Below are 15,149 nucleotides of genomic sequence, written 5' to 3' on the forward strand. Positions count from 1 at the left end.
ACACACCGGGCAAACGCGGCTGAAGGAAAAAGAAAACCCTGCCAGATGATGACAGGGTTTCCTTGTTTTACAAATTGCGCCGCCTGTCTCAGAAGCAGTCAGCGAAGAGCTGCTTGGTGTTTTCGAGCGTCATCTTGACCGGATTGCCACCGGCACTCGGATCCTCGATCGCCATGGCCGATAGTTCATCGATCCGGTCATTGGCAATGCCCATGGCGGTGAGATTGGCCGGTACGTTGAGTTCGGCACGCAACGCCAGAACATAATCGTAGAAGCCGTCGAAGCCGCCGGCGATGCCGAGATAGGCAGCCGCCCGCTCGATGCGATCCTCGATCACGTGACGGTTGAACTTCAGCACCGGTGGCATCACGACGGCATTCGTCATGCCGTGATGGGTATTGTAGACGGCGCCGATCGGATGCGACAGCGCGTGGATCGCACCGAGCCCCTTTTGGAAGGCAACGGCGCCCATGGCGGCCGCCGACATCATGTTGGTGCGAGCCTCAATGTCTGTACCGTCATGATAGGCGCGCGGCAGGAATTCCTTCACCAGCCGCATGCCTTCAAGCGCGATCCCCTGGCTCATCGGATGATAGAAGGGCGAGGAATAGGCTTCCAGGCAATGGGCAAAGGCGTCCATGCCCGTGCCGGCGGTGATCATCTTCGGCATGCCGACGGTCAGTTCCGGATCGCAGATGACGACGCCCGGCAGGAACTTCGGATGGAAGATGATCTTCTTCACATGGGTTTCGGAGTTGGTGATGACCGAAGCGCGACCGACTTCCGAGCCGGTGCCCGCCGTGGTCGGGACCGCAACGATCGGCGCGATCCCGTCGGAATTGGCCCGCGTCCACCAGTCACCGATATCCTCGAAATCCCAGACCGGCCGGGTCTGGCCAGCCATGAAGGCCACGCACTTGCCGAGATCGAGACCCGAACCGCCACCGAAGGCCACGACGCCGTCATGGCCGCCATCCTTGTAGGCCTTGATGCCGGCCTCCAGGTTCTTCTCGTTCGGGTTCGGATCGACATCGGCGAAGAGCGCACGGCCGAGGCCCGCCTCTTCCAGGACGTCGAGGGCCGTCTGCGTGATCGCCATCGGGGCCAGGCCCCGGTCGGTGATCAACAGTGGCTTCTTCATGCCGAGCGACTTGCAGGCGTCCGCCAGTTCCTTGATGCGGCCACGTCCCATCTTGACGGCGGTGGGGTAGCTCCAATTGGCGACGATGTTCATTTCGTGACTTTCTTCAGATGGTAGGATTTCGGACGGGTAAGGTTCTGGAAGCCGAGAACGGAGAGCGAGCCGCCCTTGCCGGTTTCCTTGACACCGGTCCAGCAGAGCGCCGGGTCGAGATAGTCGGCGCGGTTCATGAACACGGTGCCGGTCTCGATGTCGCGGCCGATCCGGGCGGCGCGCTCCGGATCCTGCGTCCAGAGCGAGGCCGTCAGCCCATAGGGGCTATCATTCATCAGTTCGAGCGCCTGTTCGTCGCTCTTCACCTTCATGATGCCGACGGCCGGACCGAAGGTCTCGTCCTTCATGAAGGCCATGGAGTGATCGACGTTCGTAAGCACCTGCGGCATGATATAGGCACCGCCATCATCGGCCGGGAAGAGCTTGGGATCGACCAGCGCCTTGGCACCCTTCGATACGGCATCGGCGATCTGCTCGCGCACCACCTTGGCGAAGCGCTTGTTGGCCATTGGCCCAAGCGTCGTTTCCGGATCGAGCGGATTGCCGAGCTTGTAGTTCGACACCCAGGCGACCGACTTCTCGACGAAGGCGTCGTAGAGGCTCTCATGCACATAGATGCGCTCGATGCCGCAGCAGCACTGGCCGGAATTGTAGGTCGCGCCATCCATCAGCGTATCGACGGCGGCCTCCAGGTCGGCGTCTTCCATGACGTAACCCGGGTCCTTGCCGCCGAGCTCGAGGCCGAGGCCCGCAAAGGTACCGGCCGCAGCGCGCTCGATCGAACGCCCGCCTTCGACCGAACCGGTGAAGTTGATGAAGTTGAAATTGCCGGCCGCGATCAGCGCAGAGGTCGTCTGGTGGTCGAGGAACAGGTTGATGAAGACATCGTCGGGAACACCAGCCTCGACAAAGGCGCGCACCATGCGCTCGCCAACGAGCAACGTCTGGGTCGCATGCTTGATGACGACGGTATTGCCCGCCATCAGCGCCGGCGCGATCGTGTTGATCGCGGTCATGTAGGGATAATTCCACGGCGCGATGACGAAGACGACGCCATGCGGCTCGCGCTCGATGCGACGCTCGAACTTGTCGCTGGCTTCGACGACGAGCGGCGCAAGCGCATCGGCGGCAATCGCCGCAACATAGTTGGAACGCTCGTTGAACCCCTTGTATTCACCGCCATAACGCACCGGACGGCCCATCATATGGGCAAGCTCGGGTACGACTTCAGCGGACATCTCGTTGAGACGAGCAACGCCCTTCAGCACGAGCTGGATGCGGTCTTCGAGCGGCCGGCGCGCCCAGGCCTTCTGCGCCTTGCGCGCACGAGCCACGGCCTCGGTCGCCGCTTCCAGCGACATCGCCGGGCGCTCGGCGTAAACCGATCCATCGATCGGCGAAATGCATTGGATCATGGTCATGATCGTCTTCCTGTTGTTCTAGAACGAGATGACAGCGGCCGAGGCCGCTGTCCATGTTTACACCCATATGCGAGGGATCGTGGCGGCCTCAAGGCCACCTTTCGTCACGCCCGCTCGAAACCGCGTGCCACCTCCCAGTCGGTGATGCGACGATCATATTCCTCCTGCTCCCACTCTGCAGCGCGAACATAGTGGTCGACCACATCATCGCCGAATGCAGCCCTGAGCATGGCCGAATCCTTCAACGTTTCCGTCGCCGCCCGCAGCGTGCGCGGGATTTCGCGGACACCCTGCGCCCCGTAGGCGTCGCCGGTGAAGGCGGGCTCGAGTTCCATCTTCTTCTCGATCCCGTCGATGCCCGCGGCGAGAAGTGCGGCCATGGCGAGATAAGGATTAAGATCGGAGCCGCCGACACGGCACTCGACACGGATGCCCTTCGTGCCGTCGCCGCAGAGACGGTAGCCGGCGGTGCGATTGTCCTTCGACCAGATCGCCTTGGTCGGCGCAAAGGTGCCGGCCATGAAGCGTTTGTAGGAGTTGATGTAGGGCGCCAGGAAATAGGTAATTTCCGAAGCGTGGGTGAGCAGCCCAGCCATGTAGTGCTTCATGGTGTCCGACATGCCGTATTTGCCGTTTTCGTCAAAGAAGAGCGGCGTCTTGCCGTCGGCGGACCAGAGCGACTGGTGGATGTGCGAGGACGAACCGGCGGCATTGTAATGCCACTTGGCAAGGAAGGTGATGGCCTTGCCCTTGGACCAGGCGATTTCCTTGCAGCCGTTCTTGATGATCACATGCCGGTCGGCCATGGAAAGTGCATCGGCGTATCGGACGTTGATCTCTTCCTGGCCGGCAGACGCCTCGCCCTTGGAGTTTTCGACCGGGATGCCGGCGCCCTGCAGGCCCTTGCGGATCGCCCGCATGACATCCTCTTCCTTGGTCGTCTGGAAGATGTGGTAGTCCTCGTTGTAACCCGAGACCAGCTTCAGGTCGCGATAGCCCGAAAGCCGCGCCTCGTCATAGGTCTGGTCGAACAGGAAGAATTCGAGTTCGGTCGCCATGAACGCCTTCATGCCCATGGCTTCGAGCCGGGCGACCTGCTTCTTCAGGATCGCACGCGGCGAATGCGGCACTTCCGCATGGGTCGCATGGTCGAGCATGTCACATAGCACGAGGGCCGTGCCTTCAAGCCAGGGAATTCGACGCAGGGTCGAAAGATCCGGCTTCATCGTGTAGTCGCCGTAACCCTTTTCCCAGCTGGTCGCCTTGTAACCGGACACGGTGTCCATCTCCATGTCGGTCGCCAGCAGATAGTTGCAGCTATGGGTTTCCTTGTAGGCGCTCTCGACGAAATACTCCGCCTGGAAGCGTTTCCCCATCAAACGGCCCTGCATGTCCACCTGACACGCCAGAACCGTGTCGATGCGCCCTTCGGCGACGTCCTTTTTCAGGTCTTCGAATGTGTAAGTGGTGGTCATGACTATGGTCCGCACAAAGATGAAATGAGACGGATACCGGGCGCGCCGGCATCGGAGAGGAAACACGGGCCGAAACCTGTCCGGCCCGTGAGATGACGATCAGACCTGGCCCACGGCCTTTTCGGCTGCGGCGATCTCGGCCTGGCGCTTGGCCACTTCGTCACCGATCGGCGGGCCCTTGAAGCGCTTGTTCTCGAAGACGATCCAGACGATCCCGGTCAAGACCAGGAAGCCGACGGTGATCGGCAGTGCCCAGTCGTTCGGCGCCTGGATGCCGATGAAGAAGATCAGCGCCATGGCGATGATCGTCAGCACGGCGACCAGCTTGTAGGTCCCGACGCCCATGTTCCATTCGCCCATCTTCGGCCATTTCGACGTCCCGATGGCCACGATGCCGAGAGCGATCGGCAAAGCAAAGGACAGGAAGAGGAAGATGACGGTGCAGGACACGACGATCGAGTAGGCAGGTGTGCCGGCAATGGTGATCGCCGACGTGAACCAGACGAAGAGCACCGACAGGATCGAACCGACCCAGATCGCTGCCACCGGCGTGCGATGCTTCGGGCTGACCTTGGCGAGTGCCGACGAACCCGGCAGACCCTTGTCGCGCGAGAACGCGTACATCATGCGCGACAGCGAAGTAACGGTGGCGAGGCCGCAGAGGAACTGCGACACGAAGATGAGGAAGTAGAGAATTTCCTCGACGACGGGGTTCATCTGGCTGTCCATCGCCCAGAAGAATACGTTCCAGCCCTGCTTTGCAGCATCGTCCATGTTCGGGATCATGAGAACGAAAGAGCACAGCATGATGTAGCCGAACAGCGACGACCAGAGGACCGCCGAGATCATGCCACGCGGCACCGAGGTCGACGCCTTGATGGTTTCTTCCGAGGTATGGGCGGAAGCATCATAGCCTGTGATCGTATAGATCGGCAGCAACAGGCCGAGACCGAAGGCCATCAGGGTCGAGACCGGGTTCGGCCAGACGCCACTTGCCCCTTCCGTGCCGGTGTAGTTGGCGAAGGTGAACAGACGACCGATCTCGTAGCTCGGAGCAGCAACGAGGCAGGCGATCGTCAGCAGGATTGCGGTCGCGAAGATCAGGTAGCCCGAGAAGTCGGTGAGCTTCGCCGTCAGTCCGATGCCGAAGTGGTTGATGAGGGCCTGCAGGCCCGTGATCACGGCAACGAAGGCGACACGGACGACCAGAGTATCTTCGAGGCCAAAATAAGCACCGAAGGCACCGAAGAAGAAGTAGTAGGTGCCAACATTGATGGCGCCCAGAACCGTGACGAGACCGAGAAGGTTGAGCCATGCGGCGAGCCAGCCGGTGAACCGATTGCCGAGGATCGACGCCCAGTGGTAGAGACCGCCGGCCGTCGGGTAGGACGAAGCGATCTGCGCCAGACCGAGCGCAAAGATCCCCGAAATGGCGCAGCCGACGAGCCAGCCGATGCCAATGGCGGCACCACCAACGCCCGAGGTTGCCTGGCCGAGCGAGTTGATCCCGCCGGACAGGATGCAGATGATCGAGAAGGAAATGGCAAAGTTCGAGAACGAGCTCATGCGCCGTTCCAGTTCCTGCGCATAGCCCATGGAATGCAGGATATGGAGATCCTGTTTCTTGTCTGTATCAGTATAATCTGACATGGCATCCCCCAAAGTGAAGATCGCCCGCGGGATTGCGGTGATCACGTATTTGGCCCGCCGGTTTTTGTGGCGGTTATTCGCAGCAAGGCTGCTCCCCGTGAGGTCGTCTTTTATTGTCTCCCGACAGAACTGACCGCATCTGCGATCAGCCCGGCGAGATAGTCGGCCATGACCTCCTGGTCGACGGAATTGGCAATTAGGTCGTTGCGCACCTCGATCATGACGTTGGCATGACCGGCGGGCAAGGCATGCAGGCGCAGAGTATGGGTCACGCCATCCTCGGGGCCGTAGGGTGAATTGCGCTCCACGCGGAAACGCCCGGCCTTGGCGGCGCCATCCAGCATCGCGTCGGCCAGACGGGTGTCCGTGTCGTGCAGGATGCCGATTTCAACCGCACGCGGCTTGCCGAAATAGACGGGCGTGAAGCTGTGCACGGTCACGAGAACCGAGGGGCGTCCCGCAGCAGCGCGGCTCGCAAGTTCAGCGCTGATCCGATCGTGAAACGGAATATAAATCGCAGCGGTCCGCGCGTATCGCTCCGCGACGGACAGGTCCCGGTTACCGGGTATCTCGTAGATCTCGCTCTTTTCCGGCATGGCGGCAGGCGATTCCGGCGGCCGATTGCAATCATAGACCAAACGGGAAAACCGCTGAAGGACTAAGAGCGCATCGAGTTTGGCAGACAAAAGTCGCGAGACAGCCAAGGCACCCGGATCCCAGGCGATGTGGCTCGACAAGGCTTCGCTCGAAAGCCCCAGCGTACCGGCAGCCGTCGGCAAAAGCGAAGACGCATGCTCGCACACCAGCACGACCGCGCCGTCGGCATTCACGTTTTCCACGGCCACGGCATCGCCGTCCGCCGATGTCAGGATTCCTGACCGCACGAGCATGCTGTTTTCCCCCGCGCCTTACGGCTGCTGTTGTTGACGAAGAGAATTCTTCACAGTTGACCGGCTGTCAATCCATTCTGAAAAATTCTCTTCAATGGCCGGTTGACTCAATTGTGACAGCGAGGCTTAATCCCAGAAAAGCCGGCAAAAGATCGGCTTGAGGGGAGACTTCGGTCCTTGCTGAATGCGTCCAACACCGTATCGGACGTGATCCATGCCCATTTCAGTGGGCTGACGCGTGCTGAGCGACAGCTGGCTGAAAGCCTGCTGGAAAACTATCCCGTGTCCGGGCTCGGCAGCATCACCACGGTGGCCGAGAATGCCGGCGTGTCGACCCCGACCGTCGCGCGGATGGTTCAGAAATTGGGCTACAAGGGCTATCCGGAATTCCAGGCGCATTTGCATCAGGAGCTCGAAGCCACGATCTCCAATCCGATCGCCAAGCACGACCGCTGGGCCGCCAATGCGCCAAACCGCCACATCCTCAATCGCTTCGCAGAAGCGGTCATGTCGAACCTGCGGGATTCGCTCGGAGAGTTGAAGACGGCGACCTTCGACGACGCCGCGCGCCTTCTGGGAGACCGCGACCGAAGCCTCTATTTCGTCGGTGGCCGCATCACGGGCGCGCTCGCAGAGTACTTTTTCACCCACATGCAGGTCATCCGGCCGAAGACGACGCTGATGTCGTCCAATGCCAGCTCTTGGCCTCAACATGTGCTGAACATGCAGAAGGGTGACGTCCTCGTCATCTTTGACATCCGCCGCTACGAGGCTGACCTGACGACTCTGGCCGAAGTGGCCCGCGCCAATGGCGTGGAGATCATCGTCTTTACCGATCAGTGGATGTCACCGGTGGCGCAATATGCCGCCAACTGTTTCAAGCTCCATATCGAAGCACCATCGGCCTGGGACAGCTCGGTCGTGACGCTCTTCGTCGTGGAAGCCTTGATTGAGGCCGTGCAGAGCTCGTCCTGGAACGAGACGCGCGAACGTATGAACACCCTTGAGGGGCTATTCGAGCAGGCGCGCCTGTTTCGAAAACCCCGCTAGGCCAACCATCAACGGAGGACCTTTACCGGATCGCGCGCCGAAACGGGGAACAATCGAAACCGGCCATGATATCCGTCACATAACCATAACAATGGGCACATAAGTGAACGCCATCGCTGCCAACCTCAGAGGAGAAACACAGTGACCACCAATCTTCGCAAATTCCTGTCGCTGACGACCGCACTCGTCATGACGAGCTCCGCCGTTGCCTACGCCGAGCCGAGCGCCGAGCTCATCGAAGCCGCCAAGAAGGAAGGCATGCTGACCACCATCGCCCTGCCGCACGACTGGTGTGGTTACGGCGCCGTGATTGACGGCTTCAAGAAGAAGTATCCGGAGATCACCGTCAACGAGCTGAACCCGGATGCAGGTTCGGCCGACGAAGTCGAAGCCGTCAAGGCCAACAAGGACAACAAGGGCCCGCAGGCTCCTGACGTTGTCGACGTCGGTCTGGCTTTCGGCCCGCAGATGAAGGCCGAAGGCCTGCTGCAGCCTTACAAGGTCTCCACCTGGGACGAAATTCCGGAGAACATCAAGGACGCCGAAGGTTACTGGTACGGCGACTATTACGGCGTCATGTCGATGATCGTGAACAAGGATCTTGTCGCCAACACCCCGGCCGACTGGGCCGACCTTCTGAAGCCGGAATATGCCGGTCAGGTCGCACTCGCCGGTGACCCGCGCGCCTCGAACCAGGCCATCCTCGGCGTTCTCGCCGCTGGTCTCGCCTCCGGCGCCAAGGCAGGCAAAGAAGCCGGCGAAGCCGGTCTGAAGTACTTCGCCGAACTGAACAAGGCCGGCAACTTCGTTCCGGTCATCGGCAAGTCGGGCACGCTCGCCCAGGGCTCGACCCCGATCGTCGTCGCCTGGGACTACAACGCCCTGTCCTGGAAGGACACACTGGCCGGTAACCCGCCGGTTGAAGTCGTCGTTCCCGCTTCGGGCGTTCTCGCCGGTGTCTACGTTCAGGGCATCTCGGCCTATGCGCCGCACCCGAACGCTGCCAAGCTCTGGATGGAATACCTCTATTCCGACGAAGGCCAGACCGCATGGCTCGCCGGCTACTGCCACCCGGCCCGCTTCAACGCCATGTCGAAAGCCGGCAAGATCCCGCAGGCCCTGCTCGACAAGCTGCCGCCGGCGGCTTCCTACGAAAAGGCCTACTTCCCGACTCTCGAGGAAGTCGATGCCAACAAGGCAGCCGTCACGGCTGGCTGGGATAGCGTCGTCGGCGCCAACGTACAGTAATATCTGAACCGAAATGCCGTCCCGGTCTTGCGACCGGGGCGGCATTTGCATTCTATAGAGTCTGCGGGACAAGCGGACGAGGGGCAACAGCATGTCTTCATTAGAGGTTGGTCCGGGAGCGTCTGATCGACAGCGTTTTCGGCTTCCATTGCATTGGCTGGGGGTCGTCCCCTTTGCCGCTTTTACGATCCTGTTCCTCATCATGCCGACGATGAAGATCGTGATCGGCGCCTTCCAGACAGCGGACGGAACGCTCACGCTTGAGAACATCGGCAGTCTTTTCACGCCGTCGATCCTCTCGGCCTACTGGATCTCCATCAAGATCAGTCTAGCATCCGCCCTTCTCGGCTGCGTGATCGGCTTTGCCGTGGCAGCGGCCGTCGTTCTGGGTGGTCTGCCGCAATGGGTGCGCGGGCCGCTCCTCACCTTTTCGGGCGTCGCCTCCAACTTCGCCGGTGTGCCGCTCGCCTTCGCCTTTCTCGCGACGCTCGGCCCTCTCGGCATCGTCACGATCTTCCTGAAGACGCAGCTCGGCATCGATCTGCGCGCCCTCGGCTTCAACATCCTCTCCTTCTGGGGATTGACGGTCACCTACCTTTTCTTCCAGATCCCCTTGATGATCCTCATCATCACACCGGCGCTGGACGGGTTGAAACGCGAATGGCGCGAGGCCGCCTCGATCCTCGGCGCAACGAATTTCCAGTACTGGCGTCTGGTCGCCTTCCCGATCCTGCTGCCGTCAATCCTCGGCACGATCGCCCTTCTCTTCGCCAACGCCTTCGGCGCCGTCGCCACAGCGATCGCGTTGACCGGCTCGTCGCTGAACATCGTCCCGATCCTGCTCTTTGCACAGATCCGCGGCGACGTGCTGGGCAATCCCCACCTCGGATACGCGCTCGCCTTCGGCATGATCGTCGTCACCGGCATTGCAAATGCTCTTTACATTTGGCTGCGCGCCCGCAGCGAAAGGTGGTTGAAATGAAGCGGTTCTGGGCCTGGGGGGCCCTGATTTTCGGCCTCCTCTACTTCTTCCTGCCGCTGATCGGCATGACCAATTTTTCGCTGAAGATGCGCCGCGGTGAATATTCCTTCGACGCCTATGCCAAGGTCTTTGCGGATTCGCGCTTCCAGGAAACCTTCACCTATTCGGTGACGATGGCGCTGATGACGATCCTGTTCGGCATCTTCCTGATCGTGCCGACGGCCTATTGGGTGCGTCTCAAGCTGCCGCGTCTGCGGCCCTATATTGAATTCGTGACGCTCCTGCCGCTGGTCATCCCGGCCATCGTCATAGTCTTCGGCTATATCCGGCTCTACAACACCTCGAGCTGGCTGCCGCTGACGGGCTCCGCTTTCGGCACCGACATCCTGCTGATGTTTGGCTATGCGACGCTCGCACTCCCCTACATGTATCGCGCGGTCGACACCGGCCTTCGCACCATCGACATCGGCACGCTGACGGAAGCGGCCCAGAGCCTTGGTGCCGGCTGGTTCACCATCATTTCGAAAATCATTCTGCCCAATGTGCTGGTCGCCGTGCTCTCCGGGGCTTTCCTGACCTTCGCCATCGTCATCGGCGAGTTCACCATGGCCGCCCTTTTGAACAAGCCGGCTTTCGGCCCCTACATGCAGTTGCTGGGCGCCAACCGCGCCTACGAGCCGGCCGCACTTGCCGTGATCGCCTTCGGCATCACCTGGGGTTGCCTCGGTTTGATCCAGCTCGTCTCCCGCCTCCAGAAAACAGCCCCGCGCCAGGCTTGAGGACTTCTTTTTATGACCTTTCTGAAACTCACGCATCTCAAGAAATCCTTCGGCGCCACCCAGGTCGTCCACGACTTCAACATGGCGATCGACAAGGGCGAGTTCATCTCTTTCCTTGGACCGTCGGGCTGCGGCAAGACCACAGTGCTACGGATGATCGCGGGCTTTGAGACCCCCTCCGGCGGCACGATCGAGATCGCCGGAAAGGACCAGACGAGCCTGAAGCCGAACCAGCGCAACATCGGCATGGTCTTCCAGGCCTATGCGCTCTTTCCCAATATGAGCGTCGCCGACAACGTCGCCTTCGGCCTGAAGATTAAAGGCATGCCCAAGGCCGACATCGACAAGCGCGTCAAGGAAATGCTGGCTCTGATCCATCTCGATCACCTCGCCGAGCGCTACCCCTACCAGCTCTCGGGCGGACAGCAGCAGCGCGTGGCGCTCGCCCGTGCTCTTGCCCCGAAGCCGCAGGTGCTGCTTCTCGACGAGCCGCTGTCGGCGCTGGATGCCAAGATCCGCGTGTCCCTGCGCGAGGAAATCCGCCAGATCCAGCAGCAACTCGGCATCACGACGGTCTTTGTCACCCATGACCAGGAAGAGGCTTTGTCCATCTCCGACCGTATCGTCGTCATGAATGCCGGCAAGGCAGACCAGATTGGCACGCCTTTCGAGATCTACAACCGCCCCACCACCCGTTTCGTCGCCTCCTTCGTCGGCACGCTGAACGTACTCGATGCGGTCGTTACAGATCAGACGGCAGGCCTTGTGCGGATCGGTGAGAAGACCATCGCCATCAAGGAAACCATCCCGTCGGCAAATGGCGCGACGATCCAGCTCGCCATGCGTCCCGAGGCAGGTTCTCTTGCGGAAGCTGATGCCTCGACGGTTCAGGGAGAGGTCACCTCCAGCCAGTTCCTCGGCTCCGTCATCCGCACACGCATCAATCTCGGCGGCAAGACGCTGTCCTTCGACACCTTCAACGATCCGGGTGCAGCACCGCCAACCGTGGGCTCGACCGTGGGCGTCAAGATCGATCCGACAGGCTTGATCCTGCTCGCTGACTGAGGCAAACCGGAACAAAGCGGATAACATGATGAAGTGCCGCCCATCGGGGCGGCATTTTTGTCTGATGAGGAGGACCCCATGCGCGCCATGTATTACGAAGCCTTCGGTGCGACACCGGAAATCCGCACACTTCCCGATCCGACCCCGACACCGGGTGGCGTCGTTATCGAGGTCAAGGCGACGGGCCTCTGCCGCAGCGACTGGCACGGCTGGATGGGCCATGATCCCGACATTCGCCTTCCCCACGTGCCGGGCCATGAATTTGCCGGCACCATCTCCGCCGTCGGCCGCGATGTGAAACGCTTCAGAGTGGGCGATCGGGTCACCGTGCCCTTTGTCTCGGGCTGCGGTCATTGTCAGGAATGCCGCTCCGGCAACCAGCAGGTCTGCGAGGAGCAGTTCCAGCCGGGCTTCACCCATTGGGGCTCATTCGCCGACTACGTCGCGATCGACTATGCCGACCAGAATCTCGTCCACCTGCCGGAAGAAATCGCCTATGAAACCGCCGCCGGCCTCGGTTGCCGCTTCGCAACCTCGTTTCGCGCCGTCGTCGATCAGGGGCGCTTGAAGGGCGGCGAGTGGCTCGCAGTTCATGGCTGCGGCGGCGTCGGCCTGTCGGCGATCATGATCGGGAGGGCGCTCGGCGCCAATGTCGTGGCGATAGACATCGCTGACGACAAACTGGAACTGGCCAAAGCCCTTGGCGCGACCACCGTCATCAACAGCCGTCAGGTACAAGACACCGTGGAAGCCGTGCGGGACGTGACCAACGGTGGTGCTCACGTGTCCGTCGACGCGCTCGGCCATCCGCAGACCTGCTGCAATTCCATCACCAACCTGCGTCGACGCGGCCGCCATGTGCAGGTCGGCCTGATGCTGGGCGAGCATTCGACGCCGGCCATACCCATGGCCCGCGTGATCTCGCAGGAACTGGAAATCTACGGCAGCCACGGCATGCAGTCCTGGCGCTATGACGCGATGATGCAGATGATCCTGTCCGGGAGTATGGACCCCTCCCGGCTGATCGGCCGACGCCTCACCCTCACCGAAGCCGTGCCCGCCCTCACCGGCATGGACCGGTTTTCGGAAAACGGAATCAGCATCATCGACCGCATGACCTGAGGCCCCGGGATCATGACTTTTTCGGTTCCGCCGGAGAAATCCCGTTAACGCCTTTATGCTCAAATCTCTCCGGTTCCGGAACGGACGGAGAGAACATGAGCAAGGAAAAGTGGCCGCCCGAGATCGATCCCGCTGGCTTCATGGACGAGTTCACGCGCCTGAAGCGCGGCTCCATCAGCCGCCGGCATTTTCTTGCAGTTACCGGACTCGCCACCGCCCATCTCATGCTGAACGGGACGGCAAGCCCGATCGGGGCGGTCGAAACCACTGGACTTGGGCGCAAGGTCACGCTCGCGACCTGGCCAAACTACCATGATCCTCAAACATTCGAAGATTTCAGCCGCATCTACGGCGTGGAAGTCGATGTTTCGATCATCGGATCGAACGAAGGCATCATGCGCGCTCTCGAATTGGGCCGTGGCTGGGACCTCGTCGTCCCGACCCAGTATGCTCTGGCGCCCTTTGTTGAGCGTGGCCTGCTGCAGAAGCTCGACCTGTCGCAGATTCCGAACTTCGACAGATCCACCCATGCCGACCGTTACATCACCCCCGCCCTCATCAAGGGTGAGCATTATGCCGTTCCGAAGAATGCCGGAACCACCGGCATGGCCTACAACACCGGGAAGATTACACCCGTATCGAGCTGGCGCGGCTTCTTCGATGCGGCCATGAATGAGGCTTCGGGCCGCACGATTGCCCACGACTATCAACTGACGACCATCGGCAACGCTTTGGTCGCCCTCGGTTATAGCTTCAACTCCTGCGAACTGCATGAGTTGGAAGCGGCGGAAGCCCTGCTCATGCAGGTCAAGCCGCATCTCCACTCGATCGACAGCGACTATCAGCCCGCCATGCGCGCGGGCGAAGCTTGGCTCACCATGTGCTGGAGCAACGACGCCTACCAGTTGACCCAGGACAGCGACGATATCGCTTTCAGCCTGGGATCGGACGGGGGCGAGATCTGGACGGACTATTTCGCAGTTCCGTCCAAGGCGCGCAATCCGCGTGGAGCTCATGCATTGATCAACCACCTCATGCATCCGAACACGGCCGCCAAGGAGCATCTTTGCAATGGTGGGTCCATCGTCGACAGCCGTGTGAAATCATTCCTGCCGGAAGACATCTTGAGCAACAAGATCATCCATCCGGACGAGGCGAGCCTCACGCCATTGGAATTTGGCATTGCCGAGGTTCTGACCCATCCAGCCCGTGCCGAGATCATGAACCGTTTTCGCAGCGCCGGCGGCTGACGACGAGGACTTCGCGTGATAGGCCAAGCCGGATGCCGTGCCGTTCGGGCCGGTGAAGCCAGAGCGACGTATACCCATGCCGAAGATTTCCATCATCGATACCATTTCCGACCCAGGCAAGGAGGCCCGTCCGAACGAGGACCGGCTGAGCTATAACCGCGATGCCGCTTTCGTGCTCGACGGTGCGACAGGCCTTGGCGACCGGCAGTTCATGGAGGGCTATGGCTCCGATGCCGCCTGGATGGCCGAGTTCGCCGCTCGACGCCTCGCCGAACGCCTCGATGGCAGCGCAGATCCAAAGGCTGTCCTCCGGCAGGTCTCTGAGGAAGCGCGCGACACCTTCACGGCCGCAGCCTGCGACCAGCCGCGCTATGCCTGGCCGCTCTGCAGCCTGAGCGCATTGCAGGCGACCACATCCACGCTCCGCTGGTTCGGCCTCGGGGATAGCGCGATGTACATGCTGCATGACAACGGGCAGTCGGATTTCCTCATTCCGATCCCCGGCGCCTATGAGTGGGAACAGCATCAAGCCGCCCAGCATATCGCGCGCGTCGGCGGCATCGGCGCGGCAAACATGGCAACCAGCGATCCGGAAACTTTGGCGAACCTGCGAGAGGGCCGCGCGCGACAAAACACACCCGACGGCGCCACCTGGACCTTCGGCGTGGTCCCGGAAGCAGCCGATCACTTGGTGATGGTCGACGTGCCCCTCCACGGCGGCGGCGCCACCGCCCTCCTCTGCTCGGATGGCCTCGCCGACCTTGTCGCCCTCTACAAGCTTTACGATCCCGCCACGCTGTTGCAGCGCGCGGCAACGGCCGGACTGAGGTCCCTGGTCACGGAGTTGCGACATATGGAGCGAGAGGTCGACCCGGACGGGTTGAAATATCCGCGTTACAAGCAGAGCGACGACACGACGGCGATCCTGTTGAGGCTTGAGGCGTGAAGACAATTAGGAATCTGCCTCAATAACTTACTGCCGAATTTGGAATCGGTTTGCGAAGGAGTTTGTGCGGAGGATG

At 61.1% G+C, this 15,149-nt stretch carries 13 protein-coding genes; 8 read left to right on the forward strand and 5 right to left on the reverse strand.

Going from position 1 to position 15,149, the window contains the following annotated elements; all coding sequences use genetic code 11:
- Nucleotides 1-88: 88 nt before the first annotated feature.
- The 5 genes from ACT53S_RS09145 to ACT53S_RS09165 form a co-directional block, all read right to left on the reverse strand.
- Complete coding sequence (locus ACT53S_RS09145) at nt 89-1,234, reverse strand: iron-containing alcohol dehydrogenase (protein ID WP_476066750.1); 1,146 nt, start codon at nt 1,232-1,234, stop codon at nt 89-91.
- Nucleotides 1,231-2,616: an aldehyde dehydrogenase family protein gene (locus ACT53S_RS09150; protein WP_476066751.1), complete on the reverse strand. Its 1,386-nt coding sequence runs from the start codon at nt 2,614-2,616 to the stop codon at nt 1,231-1,233. The genes ACT53S_RS09145 and ACT53S_RS09150 overlap by 4 nt, the downstream gene beginning before the upstream one ends.
- Nucleotides 2,617-2,720: 104 nt before the next feature.
- Nucleotides 2,721-4,091 carry a glutamine synthetase family protein gene (locus ACT53S_RS09155; RefSeq protein WP_476066752.1) on the reverse strand — a complete coding sequence of 457 codons (1,371 nt, stop codon included), beginning with the start codon at nt 4,089-4,091 and terminating at the stop codon, nt 2,721-2,723.
- A gap of 99 nt (nt 4,092-4,190) precedes the next feature.
- Complete coding sequence (locus ACT53S_RS09160; protein ID WP_113375453.1) at nt 4,191-5,741, reverse strand: amino acid permease; 1,551 nt, start codon at nt 5,739-5,741, stop codon at nt 4,191-4,193.
- 110 nt (nt 5,742-5,851) lie between these two features.
- Nucleotides 5,852-6,631 (reverse strand): N-formylglutamate amidohydrolase, encoded by a 780-nt coding sequence (locus ACT53S_RS09165; protein WP_476066753.1) that lies wholly within the window; start codon nt 6,629-6,631, stop codon nt 5,852-5,854.
- Between the two features lie 177 nt (nt 6,632-6,808).
- Between ACT53S_RS09165 and ACT53S_RS09170 the strand changes: the two genes are divergently transcribed.
- From ACT53S_RS09170 to ACT53S_RS09205, 8 genes are all read left to right on the forward strand, one after another.
- Nucleotides 6,809-7,681, forward strand: a complete 873-nt coding sequence (locus ACT53S_RS09170) for a MurR/RpiR family transcriptional regulator (RefSeq protein WP_113375451.1) — start codon at nt 6,809-6,811, stop codon at nt 7,679-7,681.
- 189 nt (nt 7,682-7,870) lie between these two features.
- Entirely contained in the window at nt 7,871-8,929 is a 1,059-nt protein-coding gene (locus ACT53S_RS09175; RefSeq protein ID WP_476067459.1) for an ABC transporter substrate-binding protein, read from the forward strand.
- 91 nt (nt 8,930-9,020) lie between these two features.
- Complete coding sequence (locus tag ACT53S_RS09180) at nt 9,021-9,911, forward strand: ABC transporter permease (RefSeq protein WP_476066754.1); 891 nt, start codon at nt 9,021-9,023, stop codon at nt 9,909-9,911.
- Nucleotides 9,908-10,690 carry an ABC transporter permease gene (locus ACT53S_RS09185; RefSeq protein ID WP_113375448.1) on the forward strand — a complete coding sequence of 261 codons (783 nt, stop codon included), beginning with the start codon at nt 9,908-9,910 and terminating at the stop codon, nt 10,688-10,690. Before ACT53S_RS09180 ends, ACT53S_RS09185 begins: the two co-directional genes overlap by 4 nt.
- Nucleotides 10,691-10,702: 12 nt before the next feature.
- Entirely contained in the window at nt 10,703-11,755 is a 1,053-nt protein-coding gene (locus tag ACT53S_RS09190) for an ABC transporter ATP-binding protein (protein WP_142068139.1), read from the forward strand.
- A gap of 78 nt (nt 11,756-11,833) precedes the next feature.
- Nucleotides 11,834-12,877, forward strand: coding sequence for a zinc-dependent alcohol dehydrogenase family protein (locus ACT53S_RS09195; protein ID WP_476066755.1), 1,044 nt, complete (start codon nt 11,834-11,836; stop codon nt 12,875-12,877).
- Between the two features lie 95 nt (nt 12,878-12,972).
- Complete coding sequence (locus ACT53S_RS09200; protein WP_476066756.1) at nt 12,973-14,127, forward strand: ABC transporter substrate-binding protein; 1,155 nt, start codon at nt 12,973-12,975, stop codon at nt 14,125-14,127.
- A 76-nt stretch (nt 14,128-14,203) separates the two neighbouring features.
- Entirely contained in the window at nt 14,204-15,073 is an 870-nt protein-coding gene (locus ACT53S_RS09205; protein ID WP_476066757.1) for a hypothetical protein, read from the forward strand.
- Nucleotides 15,074-15,149: the final 76 nt, after the last annotated feature.

The organism is Allorhizobium sp. DMC15, from assembly GCF_056314065.1.

Excerpts from the sequence above, each read along its gene's own strand:
- ACT53S_RS09160 (WP_113375453.1), bottom strand. The coding sequence starts at position 5,741 with ATGTCAGATTATACTGATACAGACAAGAAACAGGATCTCCATATCCTG.
- ACT53S_RS09165 (WP_476066753.1), bottom strand. The coding sequence starts at position 6,631 with ATGCTCGTGCGGTCAGGAATCCTGACATCGGCGGACGGCGATGCCGTG.
- ACT53S_RS09175 (WP_476067459.1), top strand. The coding sequence starts at position 7,871 with ATGACGAGCTCCGCCGTTGCCTACGCCGAGCCGAGCGCCGAGCTCATC.
- ACT53S_RS09185 (WP_113375448.1), top strand. The coding sequence starts at position 9,908 with ATGAAGCGGTTCTGGGCCTGGGGGGCCCTGATTTTCGGCCTCCTCTAC.
- ACT53S_RS09190 (WP_142068139.1), top strand. The coding sequence starts at position 10,703 with ATGACCTTTCTGAAACTCACGCATCTCAAGAAATCCTTCGGCGCCACC.
- ACT53S_RS09200 (WP_476066756.1), top strand. The coding sequence starts at position 12,973 with ATGAGCAAGGAAAAGTGGCCGCCCGAGATCGATCCCGCTGGCTTCATG.
- ACT53S_RS09155 (WP_476066752.1), bottom strand. The coding sequence starts at position 4,091 with ATGACCACCACTTACACATTCGAAGACCTGAAAAAGGACGTCGCCGAA.
- ACT53S_RS09150 (WP_476066751.1), bottom strand. The coding sequence starts at position 2,616 with ATGACCATGATCCAATGCATTTCGCCGATCGATGGATCGGTTTACGCC.
- ACT53S_RS09205 (WP_476066757.1), top strand. The coding sequence starts at position 14,204 with ATGCCGAAGATTTCCATCATCGATACCATTTCCGACCCAGGCAAGGAG.
- ACT53S_RS09145 (WP_476066750.1), bottom strand. The coding sequence starts at position 1,234 with ATGAACATCGTCGCCAATTGGAGCTACCCCACCGCCGTCAAGATGGGA.
- ACT53S_RS09180 (WP_476066754.1), top strand. The coding sequence starts at position 9,021 with ATGTCTTCATTAGAGGTTGGTCCGGGAGCGTCTGATCGACAGCGTTTT.
- ACT53S_RS09195 (WP_476066755.1), top strand. The coding sequence starts at position 11,834 with ATGCGCGCCATGTATTACGAAGCCTTCGGTGCGACACCGGAAATCCGC.